Source organism: sulfur-oxidizing endosymbiont of Gigantopelta aegis, assembly GCF_016097415.1.
In the GTDB taxonomy this organism is placed as follows: Bacteria; Pseudomonadota; Gammaproteobacteria; order GRL18; family GRL18; genus GRL18.
Genome location: NZ_JAEHGE010000002.1, coordinates 90,659 through 117,274, shown reverse-complemented (window position 1 = coordinate 117,274; position 26,616 = coordinate 90,659). Strand labels below are relative to the sequence as shown.

General features: G+C 40.4%; 31 protein-coding genes and 8 pseudogenes. 20 read left to right on the top strand and 19 right to left on the bottom strand.

The genetic code is table 11. The features are described 5' to 3' along the window. Positions 1-68: 68 nt before the first annotated feature. From crp to JEU79_RS22650, 5 genes and pseudogenes are all read left to right on the top strand, one after another. A complete protein-coding gene (gene crp, locus JEU79_RS22670) occupies positions 69-704 on the top strand; it encodes a cAMP-activated global transcriptional regulator CRP (protein WP_198266222.1) in 636 nt (211 codons plus the stop codon). Between the two features lie 25 nt (positions 705-729). Beyond that, positions 730-918, top strand: a complete 189-nt coding sequence (locus JEU79_RS22665) for a hypothetical protein (protein ID WP_198266221.1) — start codon at positions 730-732, stop codon at positions 916-918. A 31-nt stretch (positions 919-949) separates the two neighbouring features. Then, positions 950-1,939, top strand: a pseudogene (locus JEU79_RS22660) (IS3 family transposase); the annotation flags it as partial. 368 nt (positions 1,940-2,307) lie between these two features. Next, a complete protein-coding gene (locus JEU79_RS22655; RefSeq protein WP_198266219.1) occupies positions 2,308-2,790 on the top strand; it encodes a DsbA family oxidoreductase in 483 nt (160 codons plus the stop codon). A 43-nt stretch (positions 2,791-2,833) separates the two neighbouring features. Next, on the top strand, positions 2,834-4,108 hold the full coding sequence (locus JEU79_RS22650; protein WP_198266218.1) for a hypothetical protein: 1,275 nt from the start codon (positions 2,834-2,836) through the stop codon (positions 4,106-4,108). 54 nt (positions 4,109-4,162) lie between these two features. On the opposite strand, the gene bioA is transcribed toward JEU79_RS22650, so the two are convergent. The 6 genes and pseudogenes from bioA to JEU79_RS22620 all read right to left on the bottom strand — a co-directional run. Then, entirely contained in the window at positions 4,163-5,473 is a 1,311-nt protein-coding gene (gene bioA / locus JEU79_RS22645; RefSeq protein ID WP_198266217.1) for an adenosylmethionine--8-amino-7-oxononanoate transaminase, read from the bottom strand. A gap of 8 nt (positions 5,474-5,481) precedes the next feature. Continuing rightward, positions 5,482-6,285 (bottom strand): indole-3-glycerol phosphate synthase TrpC, encoded by an 804-nt coding sequence (trpC, locus tag JEU79_RS22640; protein ID WP_198266216.1) that lies wholly within the window; start codon positions 6,283-6,285, stop codon positions 5,482-5,484. Between the two features lie 137 nt (positions 6,286-6,422). Continuing rightward, complete coding sequence (gene trpD, locus JEU79_RS22635) at positions 6,423-7,442, bottom strand: anthranilate phosphoribosyltransferase (RefSeq protein ID WP_198266215.1); 1,020 nt, start codon at positions 7,440-7,442, stop codon at positions 6,423-6,425. Between the two features lie 354 nt (positions 7,443-7,796). After that, positions 7,797-8,375: an anthranilate synthase component II gene (locus tag JEU79_RS22630; protein WP_198266214.1), complete on the bottom strand. Its 579-nt coding sequence runs from the start codon at positions 8,373-8,375 to the stop codon at positions 7,797-7,799. 1 nt (position 8,376) lies between these two features. Then, entirely contained in the window at positions 8,377-9,930 is a 1,554-nt protein-coding gene (trpE, locus tag JEU79_RS22625; RefSeq protein ID WP_198266356.1) for an anthranilate synthase component I, read from the bottom strand. Between the two features lie 71 nt (positions 9,931-10,001). Further along, positions 10,002-10,816, bottom strand: a pseudogene (locus JEU79_RS22620) (IS1595 family transposase); the annotation flags it as partial. A 133-nt stretch (positions 10,817-10,949) separates the two neighbouring features. On the opposite strand from JEU79_RS22620, the gene JEU79_RS27100 reads away from it, so the two are divergent. Together JEU79_RS27100 and JEU79_RS27095 are read left to right on the top strand one after the other, a co-directional pair. Beyond that, on the top strand, positions 10,950-11,519 hold the full coding sequence (locus JEU79_RS27100) for a BrxR family helix-turn-helix transcriptional regulator (RefSeq protein ID WP_246540677.1): 570 nt from the start codon (positions 10,950-10,952) through the stop codon (positions 11,517-11,519). After that, positions 11,507-11,797 (top strand): BrxR family transcriptional regulator, encoded by a 291-nt coding sequence (locus JEU79_RS27095; protein ID WP_246540676.1) that lies wholly within the window; start codon positions 11,507-11,509, stop codon positions 11,795-11,797. The genes JEU79_RS27100 and JEU79_RS27095 overlap by 13 nt, the downstream gene beginning before the upstream one ends. A gap of 7 nt (positions 11,798-11,804) precedes the next feature. On the opposite strand, the gene JEU79_RS22605 is transcribed toward JEU79_RS27095, so the two are convergent. The 4 genes from JEU79_RS22605 to JEU79_RS22590 all read right to left on the bottom strand — a co-directional run bounded on the left by JEU79_RS22605 (position 11,805) and on the right by JEU79_RS22590 (position 13,379). After that, the gene (locus JEU79_RS22605) at positions 11,805-11,972 is read right to left on the bottom strand and encodes a hypothetical protein (RefSeq protein ID WP_198266211.1); all 168 of its coding nucleotides are present in this window, start codon (positions 11,970-11,972) and stop codon (positions 11,805-11,807) included. 84 nt (positions 11,973-12,056) lie between these two features. Beyond that, positions 12,057-12,398, bottom strand: coding sequence for a hypothetical protein (locus JEU79_RS22600; RefSeq protein ID WP_198266210.1), 342 nt, complete (start codon positions 12,396-12,398; stop codon positions 12,057-12,059). A gap of 37 nt (positions 12,399-12,435) precedes the next feature. Further along, positions 12,436-12,807 (bottom strand): hypothetical protein, encoded by a 372-nt coding sequence (locus JEU79_RS22595; RefSeq protein WP_198266209.1) that lies wholly within the window; start codon positions 12,805-12,807, stop codon positions 12,436-12,438. A gap of 152 nt (positions 12,808-12,959) precedes the next feature. Further along, the gene (locus tag JEU79_RS22590) at positions 12,960-13,379 is read right to left on the bottom strand and encodes a hypothetical protein (protein WP_198266208.1); all 420 of its coding nucleotides are present in this window, start codon (positions 13,377-13,379) and stop codon (positions 12,960-12,962) included. Between the two features lie 198 nt (positions 13,380-13,577). On the opposite strand from JEU79_RS22590, the gene JEU79_RS22585 reads away from it, so the two are divergent. Genes JEU79_RS22585 through JEU79_RS22575 form a run of 3 tightly spaced genes read left to right on the top strand, consistent with a single transcriptional unit; the run spans position 13,578 to position 15,573 of the window. Next, positions 13,578-14,039 carry a DUF255 domain-containing protein gene (locus JEU79_RS22585; RefSeq protein ID WP_198266207.1) on the top strand — a complete coding sequence of 154 codons (462 nt, stop codon included), beginning with the start codon at positions 13,578-13,580 and terminating at the stop codon, positions 14,037-14,039. Further along, entirely contained in the window at positions 13,991-14,875 is an 885-nt protein-coding gene (locus JEU79_RS22580; protein WP_198266206.1) for a thioredoxin domain-containing protein, read from the top strand. Before JEU79_RS22585 ends, JEU79_RS22580 begins: the two co-directional genes overlap by 49 nt. Then, positions 14,872-15,573 carry a glycoside hydrolase family 76 protein gene (locus JEU79_RS22575; RefSeq protein WP_198266205.1) on the top strand — a complete coding sequence of 234 codons (702 nt, stop codon included), beginning with the start codon at positions 14,872-14,874 and terminating at the stop codon, positions 15,571-15,573. The genes JEU79_RS22580 and JEU79_RS22575 overlap by 4 nt, the downstream gene beginning before the upstream one ends. A 430-nt stretch (positions 15,574-16,003) precedes the next feature. On the opposite strand, the pseudogene JEU79_RS22570 reads toward JEU79_RS22575, so the two are convergent. Together JEU79_RS22570 and JEU79_RS22565 are read right to left on the bottom strand one after the other, a co-directional pair. Then, a pseudogene (locus tag JEU79_RS22570) lies at positions 16,004-17,160 on the bottom strand (IS3 family transposase). Between the two features lie 73 nt (positions 17,161-17,233). Beyond that, positions 17,234-17,728, bottom strand: a complete 495-nt coding sequence (locus tag JEU79_RS22565; RefSeq protein WP_198266204.1) for a hypothetical protein — start codon at positions 17,726-17,728, stop codon at positions 17,234-17,236. 521 nt (positions 17,729-18,249) lie between these two features. Here JEU79_RS22565 and JEU79_RS22560 point away from each other — a divergent pair. Then, positions 18,250-18,648: pseudogene (locus JEU79_RS22560) on the top strand (thioredoxin family protein); the annotation flags it as partial. Positions 18,649-18,881: 233 nt separating this feature from the next. Here JEU79_RS22560 and JEU79_RS22555 read toward each other — a convergent pair. Continuing rightward, positions 18,882-20,033 (bottom strand): annotated as a pseudogene (locus tag JEU79_RS22555) (IS3 family transposase); the annotation flags it as partial. A gap of 158 nt (positions 20,034-20,191) precedes the next feature. Between JEU79_RS22555 and JEU79_RS22550 the strand changes: the two are divergent. The 5 genes and pseudogenes from JEU79_RS22550 to JEU79_RS27090 all read left to right on the top strand — a co-directional run bounded on the left by JEU79_RS22550 (position 20,192) and on the right by JEU79_RS27090 (position 21,498). Next, positions 20,192-20,407, top strand: a complete 216-nt coding sequence (locus JEU79_RS22550; protein WP_198266203.1) for a tetratricopeptide repeat protein — start codon at positions 20,192-20,194, stop codon at positions 20,405-20,407. A 6-nt stretch (positions 20,408-20,413) separates the two neighbouring features. Continuing rightward, a complete protein-coding gene (gene tnpA / locus JEU79_RS29035; RefSeq protein ID WP_425511197.1) occupies positions 20,414-20,602 on the top strand; it encodes an IS66 family insertion sequence element accessory protein TnpA in 189 nt (62 codons plus the stop codon). An 87-nt stretch (positions 20,603-20,689) separates the two neighbouring features. Then, positions 20,690-20,836 (top strand): IS66 family insertion sequence element accessory protein TnpB, encoded by a 147-nt coding sequence (gene tnpB / locus JEU79_RS22545; RefSeq protein ID WP_198266202.1) that lies wholly within the window; start codon positions 20,690-20,692, stop codon positions 20,834-20,836. A gap of 281 nt (positions 20,837-21,117) precedes the next feature. Further along, positions 21,118-21,198, top strand: a pseudogene (locus JEU79_RS29030) (hypothetical protein); the annotation flags it as partial. A 60-nt stretch (positions 21,199-21,258) separates the two neighbouring features. Beyond that, a complete protein-coding gene (locus tag JEU79_RS27090; protein ID WP_246540674.1) occupies positions 21,259-21,498 on the top strand; it encodes a hypothetical protein in 240 nt (79 codons plus the stop codon). A gap of 68 nt (positions 21,499-21,566) precedes the next feature. On the opposite strand, the pseudogene JEU79_RS22535 reads toward JEU79_RS27090, so the two are convergent. Beyond that, positions 21,567-22,310: pseudogene (locus tag JEU79_RS22535) on the bottom strand (IS3 family transposase); the annotation flags it as partial. A gap of 136 nt (positions 22,311-22,446) precedes the next feature. Here JEU79_RS22535 and tnpA (JEU79_RS22530) point away from each other — a divergent pair. The 3 genes from tnpA (JEU79_RS22530) (at position 22,447) to JEU79_RS22520 (ending at position 23,825) form a co-directional block, all read left to right on the top strand. Further along, complete coding sequence (gene tnpA / locus JEU79_RS22530) at positions 22,447-22,677, top strand: IS66 family insertion sequence element accessory protein TnpA (RefSeq protein WP_198263189.1); 231 nt, start codon at positions 22,447-22,449, stop codon at positions 22,675-22,677. 88 nt (positions 22,678-22,765) lie between these two features. Continuing rightward, positions 22,766-23,032 (top strand): IS66 family insertion sequence element accessory protein TnpB, encoded by a 267-nt coding sequence (gene tnpB / locus JEU79_RS22525; RefSeq protein ID WP_198263387.1) that lies wholly within the window; start codon positions 22,766-22,768, stop codon positions 23,030-23,032. A gap of 163 nt (positions 23,033-23,195) precedes the next feature. Beyond that, positions 23,196-23,825, top strand: coding sequence for an IS66 family transposase zinc-finger binding domain-containing protein (locus tag JEU79_RS22520; protein ID WP_198266201.1), 630 nt, complete (start codon positions 23,196-23,198; stop codon positions 23,823-23,825). Between the two features lie 155 nt (positions 23,826-23,980). Here JEU79_RS22520 and JEU79_RS22515 read toward each other — a convergent pair whose 3' ends face one another. The 5 genes from JEU79_RS22515 to JEU79_RS22495 form a co-directional block, all read right to left on the bottom strand. Continuing rightward, positions 23,981-24,169 (bottom strand): hypothetical protein, encoded by a 189-nt coding sequence (locus JEU79_RS22515; RefSeq protein ID WP_198266200.1) that lies wholly within the window; start codon positions 24,167-24,169, stop codon positions 23,981-23,983. A gap of 38 nt (positions 24,170-24,207) precedes the next feature. Then, on the bottom strand, positions 24,208-24,450 hold the full coding sequence (locus JEU79_RS22510) for a hypothetical protein (protein WP_198266199.1): 243 nt from the start codon (positions 24,448-24,450) through the stop codon (positions 24,208-24,210). Positions 24,451-24,533: 83 nt separating this feature from the next. Beyond that, complete coding sequence (locus JEU79_RS22505; RefSeq protein ID WP_198266198.1) at positions 24,534-24,776, bottom strand: hypothetical protein; 243 nt, start codon at positions 24,774-24,776, stop codon at positions 24,534-24,536. Then, the gene (locus tag JEU79_RS22500; protein ID WP_198266197.1) at positions 24,773-25,423 is read right to left on the bottom strand and encodes a transposase; all 651 of its coding nucleotides are present in this window, start codon (positions 25,421-25,423) and stop codon (positions 24,773-24,775) included. Before JEU79_RS22500 ends, JEU79_RS22505 begins: the two co-directional genes overlap by 4 nt. Before the next feature lie 59 nt (positions 25,424-25,482). Beyond that, positions 25,483-25,725 (bottom strand): hypothetical protein, encoded by a 243-nt coding sequence (locus JEU79_RS22495; RefSeq protein WP_198266196.1) that lies wholly within the window; start codon positions 25,723-25,725, stop codon positions 25,483-25,485. A 146-nt stretch (positions 25,726-25,871) separates the two neighbouring features. On the opposite strand from JEU79_RS22495, the pseudogene JEU79_RS29025 reads away from it, so the two are divergent. Further along, positions 25,872-26,508, top strand: a pseudogene (locus tag JEU79_RS29025) (IS66 family transposase). The last annotated feature ends 108 nt before the right edge of the window (positions 26,509-26,616 follow it).

The following is a 26,616-nucleotide window of genomic DNA, read 5'->3' as shown; positions in this document are numbered from 1 at the left end:
TATAAAGATTGGCCACAACCGTCATTTTGGAATTATCCAAATCAACCATAAAGTTAAAGCAGACTAGTATGTCAATAATAAATCTAAAAGAAGAAAACCCTGCCATTACCGAATTTTTGACTCATTGCCACAAGCGAAAATATCCGAGCAAGAAAACCATTATTCATGCCGGCACTGAATCAGATACCTTATACTATATTGTTAAAGGCTCCGTTTCTGTTTTATTAGAAGATAAGGACGATCATGAAATCGTGCTCGACTACCTAAATGATGGTGATTTTTTTGGTGAAATGGGCTTATTTTCACAACCTGCCAATCGTAGCGCCTGGGTTAAAGCCAGAACCGATAGTGAAATTGCCGAGATAAGCTATAGCAAATTTAATGGCCTACGCCAAAACATTCCAGATGTGCTGTTTGAAATATCCACACAAATTGCCAATCGTTTACGTAAAACCAGTCGTAAAGTGGGTGACTTGGCCTTTTTAGATGTCACTGGACGTATTGCTGGCACTTTATTAGAGCTAGCCAAACAACCCGATGCCATGACACATCCTGATGGTATGCAAATTAAAATCACTCGTCAAGAACTGGGAAAAATCGTCGGTTGTTCACGTGAAATGGCCGGTAGAGTCCTGAAAATTCTTGAAGAGCAAAACTTAATTTATGTCAAAGGCAAAACCATTGTAATTTTTGGCACACGTTAATCATTACGCGTTATAGGTTCAAACCATGAGTATTTCCATTACTTACTACTCTGATGTCCTGTGCATTTGGGCATATTCTTCCAAAATAAAAATAGATGAAATAAAAAAGCAATTTGCCGAGCAGGTAGCAATTGATTATTGCTATACGCCTTTATTTGTTGATATGCACCAGACATTAGTAATGTGGCTATACTTAACCGGACACACAACTTAAAACAACTAAAAGATAAAAAGTGTGACCTAAAATGAATGATCAAACAAAAAAACCGAATAAAAGCTATACATCAGAATTTAAAGAATCAGCTGTCAAATTAGCTAATGAGACGGATCAACCCGTTTCTCAGACTGCCAGGGAGCTAGGTGTTAATGTAAATACTCTACATACCTGGATCAGTAAATATTCCAAACCGGTGATAACTGATCAGGCTAAAGATTACCCGGTAACGATTCTGTGCCGTTTTATGGATGTTTCCCGTAGTTGCTATTATGATTGGGTTAGCTCTCCTAAAACGGATAGAGAGAAAGAAAATGAAGCGCTTACTGAGCAGCTAAAAAACTGTTTGAAGACAGTCGCAAGACTTATGGAACCCGTCGTCTTAAAAAGAAAACTGGCTGAAAAAGGCGTTCATATAAGCCGCCGGAGAATTGGTCGATTAATGAAAAAAGCCGGTTTGTTTTGTAAAACGAAGAGACGCTTTAAAGCGACGACTAATTCCAAGCATAATAAGCGTATATCTCCAAATTTACTGGAAAGAGAGTTTACTGTCTCTCAACCTGATCGCTACTATGTGGGTGATATTACCTATATTGCCACCAAGGAAGGCTGGTTATATTTAGCGGTTGTCATTGACTTATTCTCTAGGCAAATTGTTGGCTGGTCGATGGATGAGCGAATGAAAGCCAAGCTAGTCAATGATGCTTTACTGATGGCCATATGGAAGCGTAAACCAATGGATGGATTGCTTTGGCATACTGACCGAGGTAGCCAATATGCCTCTGATAGTCATAGAAAAATATTGTCGGATCATAACATAATTCAGTCTATGAGCCGCAAAGGAAATTGCTGGGACAATGCTGTATCAGAGAGCTTCTTTCATAGTTTGAAAACTGAATTGACGCACCATTGTCGATTCAAAACCAGAGTAGAAGCAAAGCAGGCAATATTTGAATATATTGAGGTATTTTATAATCGGGAGCGACTTCATTCGGCTAATGATTATTTGTCACCAGTCGATTATGAAATACAGCAGGAAATAGCTTAAATCGATTGATTGAAGAGGGGTAAAAGGCGACATAAATGCCGCCCATTACCGTTGACGGCCATCGGCTCCTCAGCCTGTGCCGTGAAGATATTGTAACAGGATCATTACCGTTGTGAAAATACCTTGGGTGAATGGAACGGCTCTATCGTTCCAGAGGGCAAAGCCCTTTCTCTTCATCTGTTTAAAGTTAACATGAGAAACTAAAATGATAGGAAATACAAAATGACAAAAATCACTTGAAACAGCCAAAAAAATATTTAGAAAACTGTCCGGAAAAGTGTTGACACATCATAGAAACAAACTGGGCTAACAAAGGTGACTTGCAAGGCTACAATACAGCCATGCTGCAGTTACAAAAAAAATTCCCGCATATTGAAGTACACCCTGAAATTGGCCTAAAAAACCTGCCTTATTCTTCTGCTTCATGTCATTTATTTTTAAAATCCATCCAGCTATTGGAGCAATGCGGCGAAATTGCCTCTTCAGATCCACAAACAAGCCTGATGGGACAAGCCGATTGGCTAGTTCGACTCGCTTATTTTCGCGATGCTCTGGATATTTCCAACAATACTCAACTCATGCGTATTGCAGAACAACTTAATATCCCTAGAAGCCCTATTGAAAAACTGCTAAACAATGGTGAAGGAATGGCCGCTTTATCATCCTGCACCACTAATGATAAACAAAAATTAATTGAGGGCAGCCCCTCTTTTGTTTTTAATGAGGGCAGACAGCGACTTTATGGTAATATTGGCTATCATATTATTGCAGCGAATATCAAAGCCTTATTAGAAGTACCTGAAAACAAGCCTTCGTGGTATTAGTTAAATATTAAATCGCTATTTTTTTGTTCATCCAAGGATACCAATGAAAAAAATTGTCATTGCTTTGTTTGTTATTAGTATCGTCTCTTTTGGCGCTCTTAAGGGTGGCTTATGGTATTTCACCCAGCAGTTTGTCGATAATCAGATTTTTCATGCCAAACCTTTCGCACAAATTTCTTATGATGAAATAAAAACCTCATTTGCTGGCAGCGCCACAGTCACTGGCATTAAAGTCTACCTACCACTATTTGATGATAGTATTTCCATAGAATCCGTGCAATTTATTGCGCCGGATCTTATGACCCTAATCACTTTAAACAATCAATTGGAAAATAAACAAATACCTGAATCTTTAAATTTGATCATCACCGGTGCTTCCGTCAATCTCACCGGCAAACTCATGAAAATGATTGATAACCCAGACATTGAACCCACACAAATGGAAGTTTTTTCCACCCTTGCCTGTGGTGATGTTTATCGTATCGGTAGTCAGGCATTGGCAAAAATGGGCTATGATACTCTCACCAGTGATATTTTATTAAAATACCACTTCAACGCCCGTAAAAAAACCCTCAATTACACACTAAACAATGACATTCGAGACTTTAGCCGCATCAATATCAGTGGTGAATTAACAGGAGTTCGTGATCTCAATTCATTTACGAACAAGACGATACAGCCTGGAGATATAACACTGGAAATTTCCGATGACTCTTATATTGAAAGAAAAAATCGTTTTTGCGCCAGCAAAAGCAAACTAAGCATTGATGAATATATCAATGAACATACCCTTCAAGTAGAAGAATATTTATTATCCTATGGTGTGGAAGCCGAAGAAGGTTTGCTCAATGCCTATAAAACCATTCTCAAAACCCACGGTACAATTACCTTAAAAGCCGATCTCAGTGATCTCACTGGTACTGAAGAAATTGTGACTTTTGAACCTAACGATTTTATTCAGTTTGTCCGCCTAAAACTATTCGTTAACAATAAACGCATTAATGAAATTTCTATTCATGTTGACAAAGAAAAACTCATCGAGTCCGCAACCAATAAAGAAGTTGAGTTAGAAACGCCGGATCAAATCAAGAAAAAACAAGCGATCATTATTAAAAAATATCGTCCTGTTGCTATAGAGAATCTTGTTAATTTCAATGGTTTTAGAATCAAGCTCGTGACCACTAAAGACAAAACATTTAAGGGAAAATTAAAGATCGATCATCCAAGGATTTATAAGGTGGTCACGCGTTTACGTTCGGGGAATATTACCTATCATATCCCGATTGATACGATTAAATCTGCTGAGATTTTTAATTAGTGTCCATGCGTAAATAGTAGGGTGGGCATGGCTTTATCTGCCCACCCTACGTTTTTATTTACTCAAGACTTGATATATTGCGCGGGTCAATTTGCTTAAGTCCTTAGTTTCGATAATAAACGGGGGCATAATATAGACTAACTTATTAAAGGGGCGAATCCACACGCCTAGGGCAACAAAGTCTGCTTGCATGGTTTTCATATCAACCGACTCTTTTAATTCCACAACACCAATAGCGCCCTTAACCCGCACGTCTTCAACACAATCTAAACTTCGACAAATAGCCAACTCATCCTGCAATTGTGCTTCTATGCGAGCAATAGAATTTTTCCAGTCACTCGACAAGAGTAGCTCAATACTGGCATTGGCCACCTGACAGGCTAAAGGATTGGCCATAAACGTTGGCCCATGCATTAAGATACCCGCGCCATCAGCACTGATTCCCTGTACCACTTTTTGCGTTGTCATCGTTGCGGCCAGCGTTAAATAGCCCCCTGTTAATGCCTTACCCAGACATAGAATGTCAGGTACAATACCTGCCTGTTCATAGGCAAAGAGGCTTCCCGTTCGCCCAAAACCAGTCGCTATTTCATCTAAAATAAGCAACACATCATAGTCATCACAGATCGCTCTGAGCTGCTGTAAATATTCCGGGCAATAAAAACGCATACCGCCCGCCCCCTGAACCAGAGGCTCAATGATCACTGCTGCTATTTCAGCTTGATGCTGTTGTAAAAGTTGTTCCAGTTCAGCAATATTACTCGATCCATCCTCTGCACAATGGGGCTCAGGAGCAAAAAAATGTTGTGCTAAAATCCCTTGAAATAACTGATGCATGCCATTAAGCGGATCGCAAACCGACATACCACCCAGGGTATCACCATGATAACCGCTGCGCACGGTGAGCAGTTTTTGCTTACTCGTTTTCCCCTGCGCCTGAAAATATTGCATGGCCATTTTTATCGCCACTTCCACCGCCACAGAGCCTGAATCAGCAAAAAAAACATGCTGCAATGGTTCAGCCGTCAATTCAATTAATTTTTTCGCTAAAGTGACCGCAGGCAAATGCGTCAAACCACCAAACATCACATGAGACATGGACTGAATTTGCTGCTCCAAAGCAGCATTTAATACGGAATGATTATAACCATGAATTGCCGCCCACCAGGAAGACATCCCATCAATTAACTCACGACCATCAGCTAATTTAAGGCGCACACCATGAGCGGATTCAACAGGATAAGTCGGCAGAGGATCGCTCATGCTGGTATAGGGATGCCAGAGATGCGCCTTATCGTAGGCGAGCCATTCTGATGACGATGAAAAGGAGCTGATTTTATGAGCAGATGGTATATTATCAGACATGTAAGGGCTTAGAAAAAAAGCTCAGCAAGTTTTTCACCCGGTTGCTCAGCGCGCATAAACGACTCACCGACCAAAAAGGCATTGACCTGATGACTCTTCATCAAGGCCACATCTTCAGGCAAATGAATGGCACTTTCAGTCACCACAATACGATCATCAGCAATTTTATCTAATAATTCAATGGTGGTATTCAAAGTTGTTTCAAAGGTGCGTAAATTACGATTATTAATGCCCAGCAAGCGTGTCGGCAACTTCAAAGCCCTCTCCAACTCAGCTAAATCATGTACTTCCACTAACACATCAAGTGACAGTTCATCTGCCAAGGCAGCAAACTCACTCAATTGCGCATCACTGAGACAAGCGACAATTAATAGAATTGCATCCGCACCCATTAAACGTGCTTCATAAATCTGATAAGTATCAATAACAAAGTCTTTACGCAATACCGGCAATGAACAAGCAGCTCTCGCCTGTTGCAAATAAGCATCACTACCCTGAAAAAAATCAATATCCGTCAAGACCGACAAACATGCTGCACCGCCTTGCTCATAAGATTGTGCAATTTCAGCAGGCACAAAGTTTTCCCGAATCAGCCCTTTGCTTGGCGAGGCTTTTTTTATTTCCGCAATCACCGCCGATTGACCGGCATTAATTTTAGTTTCAATCGCCTGCACAAAACCACGCGTATCCGCCACTCCATCCAGAGCCGCTTTTACATCTGCTAAGGATTTAGCTGCACATAAAGCATCCACTTCCTCACGCTTACGATCTAAAATTTTAACTAAAATATCCGGTGGATTTGTATTATTCATAATAACTTCTTACTTGTTTAACTAATGTTTATTCTGAACTCGTAGGGTGGGCATGGCTTTATCTGCCCACGCAGTCCCAAAGTTTATATTCATTCCGCGTGGGCAGATAAAGCCAGCCCGCCCTACGTTTGCCATATTTACAAAAAAGACTGCGTTAAACTGGCCAAACGAGCCATCTTATCCTTAGCCGCACCCGAAGCAATGGCTTCACGCGCCTTATCAACACCCGCTTCCAATGACTCACTCAGGCCTGCACAATAAATAGCTGCACCAGAATTCAAGGTCACAATATCTCTGGCCGCACCCGCCTGATCAGACAACACCGACTGCACCACCTGCAAAGATTCTTCAGCACTATTCACCATAATGTCATCTATATTGCCACGACTCATACCAAACTGTTCAGGCGTAATAGAATATTCACTCAACTCACCCTGCTTTAATTCACAAACAAAGGTTTCGCCCGCCATACTGATCTCATCCATACCATCCGCAGAATGTACTACCATGACATGATCGCTGCCTAGATTTTTTAACACCTGAGCCAAAGGCACTAACCACTGCTTAGCAAACACACCCAACAATTGATTGGGCGCACCCGCTGGATTAGTCAGAGGTCCAAGCAGATTAAACATCGTGCGAATAGCCATTTCTTTGCGCGGCCCAATAGCATGTTTCATGGCACTATGATGCAAGGGCGCAAACATAAAACCAATGCCTAATTCTTCAATACACTGTTCGACTTGATGGGAACTAATATTCAAATTGATACCTGCTGCTTCCAGAATATCAGCACTACCAGAAGTACTGCTCACAGAGCGATTACCATGCTTGGCCACTGTACCACCCGCTGCGGCAACAACAAAGCAAGAGGTGGTAGAAACATTGAAGGTATGTAAGCCATCACCGCCCGTACCAACGATATCGATTATGTGTTCGCCGGAAACTTTAACCGGTGTAACCAGTTCACGCATCACACTCGCAGAAGCAGTCAATTCATCAACCGTTTCACCTTTCATGCGTAAAGCAACCAATAAAGCGGCTATTTGTGCTGAAGTCGTTTCTCCGGTCATGATCTCACGCATGACGTGTTCCATGTCAAGGATAGAAATATCTTGTTTTTCGACAGCGTTTGCGATGGCTGTTTTAATATCCATTGGTTTTTAACCTTTATTTTAATGCTATACATTAATACCGATGGCGGGCAGTGCCCACCAGTTTGCTTCATTGTTCCTAAACAAACTGGTGCTTGTTTCGGGACAGCTCAAATAAGCCAATTTATCTTTACATTTGAAAAATCTAACAAGTGCCCATCCGTAAATAAGTTTTTTTATATAAAGAACCGTAGGGTGGGCATGGCTTTATCTGCCCACGCTGACTCAAGCGCTTAATATGTACACTTTCAGCGTGGGCACAAAAAGCCATGCCCACCCTACGGTCACTTAAACAAGTACCCATAGCCTTCACACTGCTAATTTAAAAACTCCAATTAACAACGCAACAACTATCAACTACATATCCAAAAACGACTGCAACATCTGATGTCCATGCTGGCTCAATATCGATTCCGGATGAAACTGCACCCCTTCAATAGCCAGCTCCTTATGACGAACGCCCATAATTTCATCCATATTCCCCTGCTCATCTTCCGTCCAAGCCGTAATTTCCAAACAATCTGGCAAGCTAGCCTTGTCAATCACCAAAGAATGATAACGCGTAGCTTCAAAAGGCGAAGGCAAGCCCTTAAATACACCCTTATTATTATGATGCATCATCGAGGTCTTACCATGCATGATCTCACGGGCATGAACAATCTTACCGCCAAAAGCCTGACCAATACTTTGATGTCCCAAACAAACCCCTAAAATAGGGATCTGACCAGAGAATTTTTCAATCGCTGCAATAGAAATTCCCGCTTCATTCGGCGTACAAGGCCCCGGAGAAATCATCAAGTGATCCGGTGCCATTTGCTCAATCTCAGTCACCGTAATTTCATCATTACGATACACCTTAACATCCGCTTTTAATTCGCCCAGATACTGCACCAGATTATAAGTAAAGGAGTCATAGTTATCGATCATTATCAGCATATTATTTCTCCTGCTTACATTGTTCATTAGCATTAGAATCCAAACCACATTCAGCCATGGCTACCGCACGAAAAACGCCTCGACCTTTATTCATCGTCTCATCCCATTCATTTTGCGGCACCGAATCAGCGACAATGCCTGCCCCTGCCTGAATATGTAGTTGCTTATCTTTAATCACTGCGGTACGAATGGCTATCGCCGTATCCATATTGCCCGACCAGGAAATATAACCCACCGCACCGGAATAAATACCCCGCTTCACAGGTTCTAATTCATTGATGATTTCCATCGCACGAATCTTCGGTGCGCCACTGACAGTGCCCGCAGGAAAAGTCGCCTTCAGTGCATCCATAGTACTCATATTCTTATTCAACTCACCTTCAACATTAGACACAATGTGCATCACATGTGAATAGCGCTCAATAATCATCTTATCTGTTAATTTCACCGTGCCAATTTCAGAGACCCGACCGGCATCATTACGCCCCAAATCAATTAACATTAAATGCTCTGCCAATTCCTTCGGATCGGACAGTAAATCCTGCTCTAATTGCTTGTCTTCTGCATCAGTTTTGCCTCTGGGTCGAGTGCCGGCAATAGGACGAACAGTAATTTTACCGTCTTCAACACGGGTCAAAATCTCTGGCGAAGAACCGACAATATGAAACTCAGCCAAATCCAGAAAATACATATAGGGCGATGGATTTAAACTTCTTAAAGCACGGTATAAATCTAACGGTGGTGCATTAAAAGGAATCGACATGCGCTGAGAAACTACCACCTGCATAGCATCTCCTTCAACAATATATTCCTTAATACGTGCCACGGCTTTTTTAAAGCCCGCTTCAGTAAAACCCGAAACAAAATCGCTTTCTTTCACCTGAGTGACTTTTGAATGCGCTTGATAGGCTGTATCCGACTGGCGTAATTGATTTGCCAAGGCCTTCAGACGTTGCGTCGCTTTCGTCCATTCCTGTTCAGCATGGGCGACGGCATCTTGCACTACATCCTGAGCATCAAAATGCGCATGCACTATAAGGTAAAGCTTGCCACTGAGATTATCAAACACCAGTACTTCTTCTGACACCATTAATAAAATGTCCGGTGTGCCCAGAGGATCATCTTTATGCGTATTTTTTAATCGAGGTTCAATATAACCAATGGTTTCATAGCCAAAATAACCGACTAAGCCACCGGTAAAACGAGGCAAATCAGACTGCTCTGAAAGATGTTCGGGGATATTGTATTGTTGCTGATACTCTTCAATCCAGGCTAGGGGATCATCATGAGACAACTCATCAATAAGCTGACCATCATGGGTGACTTTAATCAGTCCGTCATCAACAGTGATAATGGTTTTACATGGCAATCCAATAATGGAATAACGCCCCCATTTTTCACCGCCATGGACAGATTCTAATAAATAGGAGTATGGGCCTGAGGCTAACTTGAGATAGGCGCTGAGGGGGGTATCTAAATCTGCCAGAATTTCATGCACAACCGGAATACGATTATAGCCTTCGCTGGCGAGTTTTAAAAATTGTTCTTTAGTCACAATCGACATAATAATCACTCAATAAATAACAAATGAATTGGTTTTATATTCAGTAGCAGACGTTGCTACTCATATAAGCATAGACTTTCTTGATTAATGGAATGATAGCTTCCCTTCATAGAGTTTTTAATATTACCTATCATAGTGTTAACCCAGATAAACTCAATTTTATCAACACTTGCCGCACCACCACCCGTGACGATTGGAACATGCTTACAGTCAGCTTCTTTAACTGCAGGAAAACAATTTAACCCATCTGAGTAAACAGTACTTCCAGGTGTTAAATGAGTTTGTGCCCATCGTTTTATTTCACTGGATTTAAACCCTTTAAGCACATTTAAATTCATTGCAATCGGGTGTCCATCTTCATTAGTAGAAACGGCTGCAACGAACGGTGTTTTATTTTCTGAACCACGACCTCTGGAGCCGCCTCTGTGCTCACCACCCCAGTAGGCATCATCAATTTGAATGATGCCTGATAAAGGTTTACTGTCATCACGTTCTTTCATAACCTGCATGATCTTTTGTTTCATACTCCAGGCTGTATTGTAGCTTACCTTAAGCTGTCTCTTTAATTCTAATGCTGAAACCGCTGTCTTCAATTGAGTCATAAGATGAATCGCTAAAACCACTTAGATAAAGGCAGTTTGGTACTATCAAATATTGTCCCACAGGTTGCTGATGTCTGATGATGACAATGGTGGCACTGATAAAGATGGCGATGTTCTAGAGTGCAATAAGTCTTATTGCCACACTCTGGGCAAACAAATCCATCAGGAAATTTCCATTTAAATATATTTGTCGGCACTGTTTGTCAGTGCCATAATCATTAAAAAAGCTCAAATAAACTATAACCTTCTTGAAACTGAATTTTATTTTTTGACATCATTCTACTCCACACATAATCTATACTTTAATAGTATAGTATAATTATAGTATAATTATAGTATAATTATAGTATAATTATAGTATAATTATAGTATAATTATAGTATAATTATCGAAATATGGCGGAGCTTTGTGGGTAATCAAGAAACCTATAGTTTAAGTTTGTTACTCAAATATCAATTGATAGAAATCATGGCATTATGGGAAGGTCGTTTAACAGCGACTCATTTAGTCAATGCGTTTGCGATTGACGTCAACAGGGCTCGAAAATTATTGAACGTTATAGAACTGAAATATCAGATGAGAATTTGGTTTATGACAAACACCTCAAAGGTTTTAAGCCCACTGACAATTTTAAGCCCGGGCTCTTTTGATGAATATATGCAATTGCTTAATAGTAACAATGATTTAAGCGCTCATCTCAGCTATTTGAAAATGGAGGCAGCTAATACAGAAGTCATTTTTTCACCTGCAAGACATATTGTACCTGAAAATATTCGCCCGATTATTGCTGCAATCTATCAGATTGACCGACTTGATATTCAGTATTCATCTTTTACCTCTGGCACAGATGAAGGGCGTGTTATCACTCCTCATTCATTGGTGTATTCGGGTTATCGCTGGCATGTACGTGCGCATTGTGAAAAAACAATGATTATCGTGATTTTGTTTTGTCTCGTATTAGTTCGGTGCCCGAAGTAGTATTGCCTTCGGAGCATGGGGTTGAGGGTGATATCGCATGGAACACACACATTATCTTAAACATTATTCCCGATCCACGTTTGTCTGAATTTCAACAAAGTATTATTGCTCGTGATTATAATATGAAGAAGCAAACCTTAGAAATCACGACTCGGGCAGCACTGGCCAACTATTATTTGCAATATTTGCGCATGACACCCAGCCTCCCCGAACAGTCTCCCGAAGCACAGCAACTGGTATTGGAAAACTATGAGCAAGTAAAACAGTATTTATATTAGCCTGAGCTTATTGCCTTTTCATCGGGCCGATATAGGATTTGGAAATCACGATATTATCAATGGCCATGTGTTGATCATAGGGGGTGTTTTTAACACCGCCATAATATAAACCAAAGTCGGCGACATCAATATTAATGTAGTCCATGTCAGTGAAACGCACATTGGTTTTTTTCAAACACCAAACGACCATCAACCCAGCCTCGGACTATGCCATCTTTGGCACCGGATGAACCTTTGATGTTTTTGCCATCGCGGGTATTCATGGTGACTTGTTGCTCAATGCTATGCCATTGACCTTTTTGATCAAACCATTGGGGGTTTTGTTCCACCGGATAGCATCACCATAAGCACCACTTTGATCGGCATGATATAAATAGGTGGTGAATGGGGTATAGCCCTCTAATGGATTATTGCCAAAGGGAACTTCTTCGGCATAACCGCCACGGGCAGACCAACCATTAGCGCCGTTAGTGGTTCGACTGCCCCAGCCTGCGGCATAGGCTGTGTTAACTTGTCGTCCAGAGATACCACCAGGACGTTTGCCACCTTGTTGTTTAATGTTTTCACCCCAGGTTTCACTGAGAAAGATGTAGATCCGCACAAACAATTCGTCGGTTTGCTGCTGGTTGAAAAATTACCTACTTTCTCGCCAATACTGACCCCATAATTTCCCAAACCCTGAGTATTGGGAGGCCCGTCTTCATATTTGATTCGCAGGCAGAGCGCATTGCCATTATCCATTGCTTTATAGCCGGGAATGCCGGGTGCAGGAGTCGATTGACTGCCATCTTTTGTCGGCCAACGGGGGATAAATCATCACATGACCAATAGTTTTTGGCATGACCACCGGTTGCCGTAGGCGATAAATATTGTCCTCCATCCACGACATCATTGCTATCAAATGAATCGTGCAAATACACATCAGGATGATTGGCAATGCCTTTATCATTGGGATACTGTGCAGCCAACCCCTGAACTGGAGCAGTATTATCCCATTGTGTCGTGGTCACGGCGAATAGGCCATGCACGGAATCACTATTGGTATATTGTGCGGTGGTGGTTAGTTTTAATTCAGCGCTGCTGATGAGCTTGCCTTTCAGTGACTCTAGATCAAACCATAAGATGATATTATTGGTATTACCCGCATACGCTTGACCCGCTGTCAGCGTAGAAGCATAGGGAGGTAAGGTGAGTATCCACTTGAAAAAGTCAGTGTGCCTGAATTTTTGTCGTGACTGTCAGCAAAGGGGCGGACATTACTTAACAAGCGTCCATTGCGGTAAACACGATAGGCTGATACCGCAATATTGTCACTGGCGGCATTCCATTGAATGATAACTTGAGAGCTATTATTGGCCGATATTGACTTGAGCTGCTTAGGAATTGAGGGGGCAATGACGTCATTGGCAGTGGTCATGATAGACAGTTTTAAATGACTGGTCATGCCCGTGTTTGATACAGCCGTTGCAGCAATTGCTTGTGTACCGCTCAAAACAATAAAGAACGGGACTAATAATAGTGCTGCAACGATATGCTGATGCTTTTTTTGTATTTCATAACGACTACCCCAGTAAACATTCATGCTATTTTTTAATATCATAAGCGATTAAGAAAACATTTATGAGATAAAGTACAAAAATGAACATTTAACCAAGTTAGTTTCGTAGCGTGGGCACGTCTTTTGTGCCCACTCTACGCCTATCACACCACAACTTGAAAATAAGCTGATACAAGCCTATAAAGCTAAAAATTCCGATTATCAGGCTCACACTGAGCATTTTTGTGGGACAAAGCAGCCCTGTTATATCAATCGTTTGATCTTGAAGACTCGCCCTACTTATTACAACACGCCCATAATCCCATCAATTGGTTTGCCTGGGGTGAAGAGGCTTTACAAAAAGCCCAACGAGAAAACAAGCCTATTTTTCTATCCATTGGCTATGCCACCTGCCATTGGTGTCATCGTATGGAAAAAGAAAGTTTTGATAATCCTGAAATTGCGCAATTCATTAATCAACATTTTATTGCCATTAAAGTGGATCGTGAGCGACGTCCTGATATTGATGAATTGTATGCCATGGCGGTGCAGTATTTTCAGGGGCAGCAAGGCTGGCCAATGAGTTTATTTTTAACGCCCAATGCTGAACCTTTTTTTTTGGTGGGGGTTATTATTCTTTCACTGAGTTTAAGCAATTGTTACAAACACAAAACAATGACTGGCAAAACAAACAACAGGAATTAACTCAGCAAGCTCAACAATTAATTAAGGATTTGCATCAACACAGTCAAAGCAATCAGCAGAGTAGCTCATTAGATGAACCACTCAGAAGACGTGCAATTAAAGATTTATTGAGTTTTACTGATGGTTATCATGGTGGCTTTGGTGAAAGTCAGAAATTTCCTCGTGAACCTTGGTTAGACTTATTTTTAGATGATAGCTATCGCTATGATTATGTAAAAAACAATGATTCGTTGACTGCTTTGACGACCAGTTTGGACTATATGGCACGTGGTGGTATTTATGATCAATTAGGTGGAGGCTTTCATCGTTATAGCACTGACCCTTATTGGAAAATTCCTCACTTTGAAAAAATGCTGTATAACCAGGCTTTATTAGTGCCCTTGTATTTATCAGCTCACCAGCTCACAGCCAATAAAAATTACTTACGCGTGGCCAAGCAAACACTTGACTTTGTTTTAAGCGAATTACACTCACCTGAAGGGGTTTTTTATTCCGCTTTGGATGCAGATACTGAAGGTGAAGAAGGTAAATATTACCTTTGGACATTGGGTGAATTTGAACAAGTATTAAATGATTACAACTATAAGCAAAATAGTGAGAAAAATAATGAGCAACAAATAGATAAAGAAATTTCCCGTGAAATTTTGCTGTCGATACCTATGGTGAGTTACAACAGGATAATATTTTATATCTGTCACAATCACTCGCTGGTTTTGCTCAAGATTTCAAAATACCGGAGGAAAAGTTCTATCCTTATGTGGATAAACTGCGCTCCATCTTATTACTGGCTCGCAATCAGCGTAGCAAACCCCATCGGGACGAAAAAATCATTATGAGTTGGAATGCGCTAATGATCAGTGCTCTGACACAGGCTAGCCAAACCTTAGAGCACCCAGAATACCTATCAGTGGCGAAAAAAGCCGCTGACTTCATTTGGCAGAAAATGGCTCAGGATGATCAACAATCATGGTATCGGGTAAATTTTAAGCATAATAATTCAGAACCGGCACAATTAGAAGATTATGCTTTCTATTTGCAGGCCTTAATCGGCCTCTATGACGCAACTCAAAATACACTCTGGCTTCAACGTGCACAACAATTATTAGAGGTGATGCGACAACAACTATGGGATGCTAAAAAAGGCGGTTTTTATAAGACTGCGATTGATAAGAAAGCCCCCTTACCCATTCGTAACAAATCCGCTTTTGATAAAATTCTGCCATCGGGCAATGCCATTGCAGCAAAAATGTTGCTTCGACTAGCCCGCAGAACGGGTGAACAAAAATATAAGGACGATGCCAAACGTATATTATCAGCCTTTGCCAGTGATGCAAAGCAAACACCCAGTGCTTTTTCCAGTCTCCATATCGCCGCCCATGAATTACGTCAGGGTGAGCATCAACTACCTGTTTATGGTGCTAGGGGTAAGCTAGTCGTTACTGCCTCGCTAAAAGAACAACCAAATGATGAGTATTTATTAGTCATTGACATTAATATAAAAAACCCTGGCATATTAACTCAAACCAACCATTAGAAGATAATCTCATCGCCAGTAAAATTGAATTATCTGACAATAGTCAATGGCAGCTCAAAAAAAAATACACTACCCCATGCCTGAAACTGTTAAACTTGATTTTAGTGATAAGCCTTTAAGTTTGTATCAGGGAAAGACTAGGATTACGGCAATAATAGAACGAACTAAGACCACACAAAGCTTTGATGTGTCCAAGTGATTTTTGTCATTTTGTATTTCCTATCATTTTAGTTTCTCATGTTAACTTTAAACAGATGAAGAGAAAGGGCTTTGCCCTCTGGAACGATAGAGCCGTTCCATTCACCCAAGGTATTTTCACAACGGTAATGATCCTGTTACAATATCTTCACGGCACAGGCTGAGGAGCCGATGGCCGTCAACGGTAATGGGCGGCATTTATGTCGCCTTTACCCCTCTTCAATCAATCGATTTAAGCTATTTCCTGCTGTATTTCATAATCGACTGGTGACAAATAATCATTAGCCGAATGAAGTCGCTCCCGATTATAAAATACCTCAATATATTCAAATATTGCCTGCTTTGCTTCTACTCTGGTTTTGAATCGACAATGGTGCGTCAATTCAGTTTTCAAACTATGAAAGAAGCTCTCTGATACAGCATTGTCCCAGCAATTTCCTTTGCGGCTCATAGACTGAATTATGTTATGATCCGACAATATTTTTCTATGACTATCAGAGGCATATTGGCTACCTCGGTCAGTATGCCAAAGCAATCCATCCATTGGTTTACGCTTCCATATGGCCATCAGTAAAGCATCATTGACTAGCTTGGCTTTCATTCGCTCATCCATCGACCAGCCAACAATTTGCCTAGAGAATAAGTCAATGACAACCGCTAAATATAACCAGCCTTCCTTGGTGGCAATATAGGTAATATCACCCACATAGTAGCGATCAGGTTGAGAGACAGTAAACTCTCTTTCCAGTAAATTTGGAGATATACGCTTATTATGCTTGGAATTAGTCGTCGCTTTAAAGCGTCTCTTCGTTTTACAAAACAAACCGGCTTTTTTCATTAATCGACCAATTCTCCGGCGGCTTATATGAACGCCTTTTTCAGCCAGTTTTCTTTTAAGACGACGGGTTCCATAAGTCTTGCGACTGTCTTCAAACAGTTTTTTAGCTGCTCAGTAAGCGCTTCATTTTCTTTCTCTCTATCCGTTTTAGGAGAGGTAACCCAATCATAATAGCAACTACGGAAACATCCATAAAACGGCACAGAATCGTTACCGGGTAATCTTTAGCCTGATCAGTTATCCATGCGTACTTCACAAAGTTTCCCTTGCAAAGTACGCTGTGGCCTTTTTAATAAATCACGCTCCTGAATCACTTTTGCCAATTCTTTTTTCAGACGTTTTACTTCATCATAAATGTGTTCATCACTTCTATTGGCTACCGTCTTCACCGGTTTGGAATATTTACTGATCCAGGTATGTAGAGTATTTACATTAACACCTAGCTCCCTGGCAGTCTGAGAAACGGGTTGATCCGTCTCATTAGCTAATTTGACAGCTGATTCTTTAAATTCTGATGTATAGCTTTTATTCGGTTTTTTTTGTTTGATCATTCATTTTAGGTCACACTTTTTATCTTTTAGTTATTTTAAGTTGTGTGTCCGGTTAAGTATAGCCACATTATTTTCACTTCCTGTTCCCGTGCCAACACCACTCGCTGGCACAACATGAAAGATTTGTCCTGTGCTGGGCTTTTTTGGGCACAGGCCGTGTGATGATAGATAAGGTACGATTGTCACTACCACCTTCCGGATCACTCAAATCAAGATTCACCTCATAATTAGTACCGGGCTGTAAAAATAACACTGAACCCGCCAGTGTATTAGCAGCATTAAAATCCACACGATAAAGTGGCAACATGGTTTGCCACTGACGACTGCCACGCACTCGGTATTTAACCAGACACACGGCATTGTGGTTATCATCACCGGTGATATTCCATTCAATACTGATAGATTTCTGTGTGGCATGGGTATTTAGCATACCCGGTACGGTATTATTTGCAGCATAGACAGAAGATATTTGTAGTAATAAGCTTGTTAATAAAAACAATTGCAGGCACTTAATTACTGGATGACAGGTCAAGCCTCGAATCAATACATCGACAGGGTGGGCACTCAAGATAGTCTCCTAAATTTAACAAGAATGGTGATTTACCAAAGCTATTACAATTTAAGGGTCAAAACTGCTACTTTGTAGACAATTTAGGCAGAAGTGGTTTGTTTATGGTTAAAGTGAGAACAGGTTGAAACATAATTTAAGGTGCTGCCCTAAAATCCAGCATGATTAAACCTAAAATAATCAGTTGAATCGTAGCGAGAGCGACTTAGGTGCTGAAGATTAAGGGTTTTACAGGTTATTATGGCTTTATTCATAGTCACCCTACGGGTGAAGTCAAAATGTTCTGGAAAATCCTTAAGATTCAGTGCATAAGGCGGTCGCAGTAGGTTCAACTGATTTTTTAGGTTAAAGCAAGTAACAACCATTCTGACACAAGGGGCTAGCTTGAAAAAACCAGTAGTGATAGCTAAGCAAGGTAACATTCGCTAAAATAAGCCAAGGCAATCGATATACTTTATCTAATGATGAGAAAATAATATGAGCAACGATGTATTTGTGTTTGAAGTCAACAAAAAAGCTTTGATCAGTATGTTTTATTAAATTCACATAAGATCCCGGTGATCGTTGAATTTATGGGCGTTTGGTCAGGCCCATGCATCGCAATGGATAATATTTTATCCGGACTGGCAAAAGAGTTTGCTGGACAGTTTATTTTTGCCAAAGTAGACATTGATGAACAAGCTGAACTCGTAAAAGAACATAAAATCGAAAACATCCCCACTTTGATGGTATTTAAAGAGGGTAAACTGATTCGCACTGAAGTCGGAGAACTGAAAGAAAATGAGCTTCGTGCCATCCTAAAAGATTACGACATTTGTCACGAAGCCGATTTGATCCGTGAACAGGCTCGTGAAAAACATCTGATGTGTCAACACTTTTCCGGACAGTTTTCTAAATATTTTTTTGGCTGTTTCAAGTGATTTTTGTCATTTTGTATTTCCTATCATTTTAGTTTCTCATGTTAACTTTAAACAGATGAAGAGAAAGGGCTTTGCCCCTCTGGAACGATAGAGCCGTTCCATTCACCCAAGGTATTTTCACAACGGTAATGATCCTGTTACAATATCTTCACGGCACAGGCTGAGGAGCCGATGGCCGTCAACGGTAATGGGCGGCATTTATGTCGCCTTTTACCCCTCTTCAATCAATCGATTTAAGCTATTTCCTGCTGTATTTCATAATCGACTGGTGACAAATAATCATTAGCCGAATGAAGTCGCTCCCGATTATAAAATACCTCAATATATTCAAATATTGCCTGCTTTGCTTCTACTCTGGTTTTGAATCGACAATGGTGCGTCAATTCAGTTTTCAAACTATGAAAGAAGCTCTCTGATACAGCATTGTCCCAGCAATTTCCTTTGCGGCTCATAGACTGAATTATGTTATGATCCGACAATATTTTTCTATGACTATCAGAGGCATATTGGCTACCTCGGTCAGTATGCCAAAGCAATCCATCCATTGGTTTACGCTTCCATATGGCCATCAGTAAAGCATCATTGACTAGCTTGGCTTTCATTCGCTCATCCATCGACCAGCCAACAATTTGCCTAGAGAATAAGTCAATGACAACCGCTAAATATAACCAGCCTTCCTTGGTGGCAATATAGGTAATATCACCCACATAGTAGCGATCAGGTTGAGAGACAGTAAACTCTCTTTCCAGTAAATTTGGAGATATACGCTTATTATGCTTGGAATTAGTCGTCGCTTTAAAGCGTCTCTTCGTTTTACAAAACAAACCGGCTTTTTTTCATTAATCGACCAATTCTCCGGCGGCTTATATGAACGCCTTTTTCAGCCAGTTTTCTTTTTAAGACGACGGGTTCCATAAGTCTTGCGACTGTCTTCAAACAGTTTTTTTAGCTGCTCAGTAAGCGCTTCATTTTCTTTCTCTCTATCCGTTTTAGGAGAGCTAACCCAATCATAATAGCAACTACGGGAAACATCCATAAAACGGCACAGAATCGTTACCGGGTAATCTTTAGCCTGATCAGTTATCCATGCGTACTTCACAAAGTTTCCCTTGCAAAGTACGCTGTGGCCTTTTTAATAAATCACGCTCCTGAATCACTTTTGCCAATTCTTTTTTCAGACGTTTTACTTCATCATAAATGTGTTCATCACTTCTATTGGCTACCGTCTTCACCGGTTTGGAATATTTACTGATCCAGGTATGTAGAGTATTTACATTAACACCTAGCTCCCTGGCAGTCTGAGAAACGGGTTGATCCGTCTCATTAGCTAATTTGACAGCTGATTCTTTAAATTCTGATGTATAGCTTTTATTCGGTTTTTTGTTTGATCATTCATTTTAGGTCACACTTTTTATCTTTTAGTTATTTTAAGTTGTGTGTCCGGTTAAGTATAGCCACATTAATCTTGCTGGTGAAACATCAGCAGCCATTTTGCTTTTGACTGATGCGATTAAAGCTGATCCAGCCAATACTCTGTATTGCCATGGATATGGTACAAATATTTCTCGACATTGGTGAGCTAGAACAAGCCAGCAATTTATTTGCCCGGCTACCTAAAGCTAGTCATGAAACTGAAATGGGTAAGGCTTTAATGGCCAACTTACATTTGCCACACTTGCCGCCAAACTCGACAGTGTTGAGGCGTTACAAAACAAGCTCAGTATTAACCTCAGTGATTTTGATGCCCAATTTGATTTAGCTATTCATCAGGAAGCGATGGATCAGCTGTTGCTACAGCTTCTATTGTCAACAACATAAGATACCCTCTCATATTTTTAGCTATTATCGAAAGAAGTTGGGTTATGTTAGCTCATCAAAACAGGTCAACACCAACAATCAACTCATTCCCATTAATTTACTGGCCAATTCCCCACAAGCAATGCAATTAAAGTAAGCCATACCAATGGTTTCAGTTTGAAATCAATTCTGATACGAACCTGAATCAGCTCAAGTCCATTCTGGATTTGCTCAGGACTGTTTCATGATAACGGGCATCACAGTCAATCAGGTTTATCTGGTTTCTGGTGTTACCGATATGAGAAAAGCAACCAATGGGCTATCACTGATTGTCTCAGAGCAATTGGAACACAATCCCTTTGATGGCAGTGTCTTTGTTTTTGTAATCTGAAATTCATGGTCTGGAAAACAACTAAAAAAGTCCCTTTAGATGCGCATTAAACAGAATAAATACAAGCATTTAACGCTCATTTTTAGTATAATATAACGCATGAGTTCAACAGACAAAATACTACCAGAAGAGATACCAACGCTCAAAAACAGGGTGCTTGAACTCCAGTCAAAAGTGGACTGGTATGAGGAACAATTTCGTCTGTTGCAACATAAACGGTTTGGTACTTCCAGTGAAAAGAAGTTCACCCCGACTTCTTTAATGAGGCAGAAACGTTCGCCGAAGAAGCACCGGAAGTCCGTGAAACCATTACTTATGAGCGTAAAAAGCCCGGTCGTAAGCCTTTACCTAAAGACCTACCTCGTAAAGTTGTTCGTCATGAGTTATCTGAAGCAGAACAAGTCTGTGACTGCGGTCATCACTTGCATGAAATTGGTGAAGTGATGTGTCAACACTTTTCCGGACAGTTTTCTAAATATTTTTTGGCTGTTTCAAGTGATTTTTGTCATTTTGTATTTCCTATCATTTTAGTTTCTCATGTTAACTTTAAACAGATGAAGAGAAAGGGCTTTGCCCTCTGGAACGATAGAGCCGTTCCATTCACCCAAGGTATTTTCACAACGGTAATGATCCTGTTACAATATCTTCACGGCACAGGCTGAGGAGCCGATGGCCGTCAACGGTAATGGGCGGCATTTATGTCGCCTTTACCCCTCTTCAATCAATCGATTTAAGCTATTTCCTGCTGTATTTCATAATCGACTGGTGACAAATAATCATTAGCCGAATGAAGTCGCTCCCGATTATAAAATACCTCAATATATTCAAATATTGCCTGCTTTGCTTCTACTCTGGTTTTGAATCGACAATGGTGCGTCAATTCAGTTTTCAAACTATGAAAGAAGCTCTCTGATACAGCATTGTCCCAGCAATTTCCTTTGCGGCTCATAGACTGAATTATGTTATGATCCGACAATATTTTTCTATGACTATCAGAGGCATATTGGCTACCTCGGTCAGTATGCCAAAGCAATCCATCCATTGGTTTACGCTTCCATATGGCCATCAGTAAAGCATCATTGACTAGCTTGGCTTTCATTCGCTCATCCATCGACCAGCCAACAATTTGCCTAGAGAATAAGTCAATGACAACCGCTAAATATAACCAGCCTTCCTTGGTGGCAATATAGGTAATATCACCCACATAGTAGCGATCAGGTTGAGAGACAGTAAACTCTCTTTCCAGTAAATTTGGAGATATACGCTTATTATGCTTGGAATTAGTCGTCGCTTTAAAGCGTCTCTTCGTTTTACAAAACAAACCGGCTTTTTTCATTAATCGACCAATTCTCCGGCGGCTTATATGAACGCCTTTTTCAGCCAGTTTTTCTTTTAAGACGACGGGTTCCATAAGTCTTGCGACTGTCTTCAAACAGTTTTTTAGCTGCTCAGTAAGCGCTTCATTTTCTTTCTCTCTATCCGTTTTAGGAGAATGTCCAACTGGGTGCTTAAATCAGCTGAATTACTGTAAACGTCAATTAAAACCCACGTTCACAATAAGCTTCAGTTAGCTCAAACTATGATCTTCAATTCGTAATTTGGAGATACAAATGAGCAACTATTCAAAAGATGCTTCGATGAAGCAACACATAGAGGCCTGCCAAGCCAGTAACTTAAGCCAGGCAGTTTATTGTCAACAACATAAGATACCCTCTCATATTTTTAGCTATTATCGAAAGAAGTTGGGTTATGTTAGCTCATCAAAACAGGTCAACACCAACAATCAACTCATTCCCATTAATTTACTGGCCAATTCCCCACAAGCAATGCAATTAAAGTAAGCCATACCAATGGTTTCAGTTTGGAAATCAATTCTGATACGAACCTGAATCAGCTCAAGTCCATTCTGGATTTGCTCAGGACTGTTTCATGATAACGGGCATCACAGTCAATCAGGTTTATCTGGTTTCTGGTGTTACCGATATGAGAAAAGCAACCAATGGGCTATCACTGATTGTCTCAGAGCAATTGGAACACAATCCCTTTGATGGCAGTGTCTTTGTTTTTTGTAATCGTCAGCGAGATAAACTTAAAATACTGTACTGGGAGCGTAATGGTTTCTGGCTTTACTATCGTACACTTGAAAAGGGAAATTCCAGTGGCCGATGGAAAAAGAACAACCCACTCTTTCGTTAACACTGAGAGAATTACAGTGGTTACTGGATGGTTTATCTTGCACACAACACCATGCTCACCCTGAAATTCATGGTCTGGAAAACAACTAAAAAAGTCCCTTTAGATGCGCATTAAACAGAATAAATACAAGCATTTAACGCTCATTTTTAGTATAATATAACGCATGAGTTCAACAGACAAAATACTACCAGAAGAGATACCAACGCTCAAAAACAGGGTGCTTGAACTCCAGTCAAAAGTGGACTGGTATGAGGAACAATTTCGTCTGTTGCAACACAAACGGTTTGGTACTTCCAGTGAAAAAGAAGCCCACCCCGACTTCTTTAATGAGGCAGAAACGTTCGCCGAAGAAGCACCGGAAGTCCGTGAAACCATTACTTATGAGCGTAAAAAGCCCGGTCGTAAGCCTTTACCTAAAGACCTACCTCGTAAAGTTGTTCGTCATGAGTTATCTGAAGCAGAACAAGTCTGTGACTGCGGTCATCACTTGCATGAAATTGGTGAAGAGACCTCAGAGCAACTGGAAATTGTTCCTGCTCAGGTATATGTTGTAGAACATGTTCAGGTTAAATATGCCTGTCGTGCTTGTGAGGAAGGCGTTAAAACTGCTCCTAAGCCTGCACAGCCCATTCCTAGAAGTTTTGCATCACCCAGCCTGCTGGCCTATATCATTGTTTCTAAATTCCTAGACAGCTTGCCTCTCTATCGACAGGAAGCGATATTTAAACGCTATAAGATAACACTTTCCAGAGCCAGTATGTCCAACTGGGTGCAGCAAAACTCGGTGAAGTAACTTATTCTTATGAATTAAGCTGAAAACAGCATTTTTTGTTTGCCTGATGCTTTTTAATTTTTTTTTTTGTTCTTTCTTTCTAAATAGCAGGCACGGGAGATGCTGCGTTTAATCGACGCATTTTCCCTAAAATCGGGGTGCATAATGGCACCTTGTCATGACTGTCTATGTTCTTTATGAAGACAACAGTCACAATGGATTTGCTTAGAGGAATACGTGCCATCAATAACACAAAGCAATGTGTTGGGTAATATGGCATACTCTTCAAGATGCTTATGTCGTCTGAGTCGTTCAAATAAATCTTTAAATGCAGGTGCAAATGTTTTAGAGGGTATGAGATCCAAAATGTCTCTTAGTTGACTATTTTAGAATTTTTTCAACATTAAAAAAGAGTGCGTAAATTATTTTGATTCTGTTCCTCTTCCATCTGTTTCTGAAATTCACTTAAAGAGGGATCTTGAAAATACATGCAGGCAAAAGCACTCATAAGCACATCATGTTGACTGTAATCACACTTTCCTTGTACTCGGCTATCTTTGATTGCATGAAAGTGCAGTGAGATGGCCTGTTTCAGGGCAGAAAAACTTAAATGTTTTTTTGCTGACTTAAAGAGGCCAAAATTCACAGTACCAAGCATATAAAAGGGAAATATTTTTTAACATGAAGTGTAACTTCTCAATAAGTCTGTGCATTTAAACAGCACAAACTTTACCTTGTTTTAGTCCGGCACAATTCATCAAAATGTTCAGCAATCGCTGACTTCAACGGATCATCTGGCTCAAGTTTATATTGTTTGAGATCATAAAATAGTTCCCAAATCTGAGTATGTACCCAGTTCAGTTCTTTATCATGTCGCTCATTGAGTGGTAGTATCCGCTGAAACACTCTGTCTGCATGTATCCAACATAATGCGTGCAACAAAATATCAAATTGTCCTGCATCATCACTCACATCACCAAATCACTTGGAAAGCCACTGTTAATTAATGCCCCCAGTAAAGCGCCTTCTGTGGCAATGCGAACATGCCGTTGTGTTATGATACTATTGTTCTGCAGATAGTATTTCCAGGCTTCTTCATTATCAAAGCAAGTCTGATGACTTTGTTCAATAACGCTCAATGGCTTGTGAGGTAATTTTTCTGCTCTCATATAATCAAGTGCTGCATCGTTGAGCGTATAATCAACAGCAGCACCTCGTAACAATTGTAGAAAATTAATCCGGCTCTTATATCGAGTACTTGAAAACCAGGCAAAGGTTTCATTGCCAACGTGAGTACAATAACCATTCTTTCCATCATGACGACTACCCGTATCATCAACATGGATATAAGTACTATTGTTGATACCGGCAGTTAGCAATGTATTTTTTTCAGTATGAAAATGGTCTTTGTCATGGATTAAAATCTCATTGATCTGACCTGTTGAAATATCAAAACCTAATTCTGTTAATTGTTGTATTATCAATGGCTGAGTCACTCTCTGGTGATAATATTGATAAACGATATAACTCTGTAATGTATGGCCAAAATGTCCTATATGTGTATCAAAGCTCAATTTTCCTATACAGGTATCACCATCGGGTGTTTTATAGCGAGCCAATCGATAACGAGTATTGAAAGGCTTAATCAGCAGCTCCTGAACAAAATAATCCTGATACCCTAAAAACGTGAATGTTCTGGCAGGTTATCTGGTTTGATAACGGTGGTTTTATGAATAGCCAATTTCTTCTTTCGTTTACGACTTTTACTAGTCCCATTTCCTGAGTTGTTTTTCTTGCTTCCTGAATGACCTGTCGGATTATCATTGTCATCATCCTTTGGCAATTTACTGGCTCTTATTTTTCGGACTACCGGTGTCTTTTTCTTCTTCAGGTATCTCTGGAATTGAGGTAATTTTTTCACTATAATCAATACAGGTTGTTTTCAATAAAACAATTGTATCATGGCTTTTTAAGGCTCTTTAGTTTGCCCTGTGTTGATCAAACTCCTCTCAGTTAAGATAATATTCAAAAATATTCTATTAATTACTCAAACCCTTTTATAATCGGTTGTTGTATTATCTCATTAGGCAGAAAATCATCCAGGCCGATGAAACAACGATGCGAGTGATCCATGATGGACGTGAGAATTGCCCTAAATCTTATATGTGGCTCTATCAAAGTGGCGGCTATCATTCCAAGTGTCCCATTGTTTTGTATGAGTATCAGCCTACTCGTGCAGGCCAACATGCCAAAACCTTTTTTAACGGGGTTTTCAGGTTACCTGCAAACGGATGGCTTTCCCGGTTATCATATATTCGAAAATGAGAACAGTGAAGTCACTTTATTAGGCTGCATGGCACATGCTCGTCGCAAGTTCCATGATGCCTATTACCCAAGAACAGTCAGAAAAAGCCTGGCATGGTACAAATGGCGATCAGTAAAATTGCTAAATTGTATGCGATTGAAAAACAAATCAAACCGCTCAATGCTGAACAACGTTACCTGATCCGTCAGGAAAAAAAGCAAACCACTACTGGATGACTTTAAAAAGTGGTGTGATGATAAAGTGACTAAAACAACAAAAGACAGTAAGTTGGGTGTCGCTATTCGTTATGTGATCAATCAATGGAAGTATCTGACTGTCTATCTTGAAGAGGGCAACCTCCAGATTGATAATAATTGGCAGAGCGGCGGATCTTTGTGATTGGGCGCAAAAACTGGGTCATGAACCAAAATCCTCGTGGTGCTGATCAATCGTGCAAACAGCGAAAGCAAACAACCTAGGCCTTTTTAACACACATTCTGACTGAGT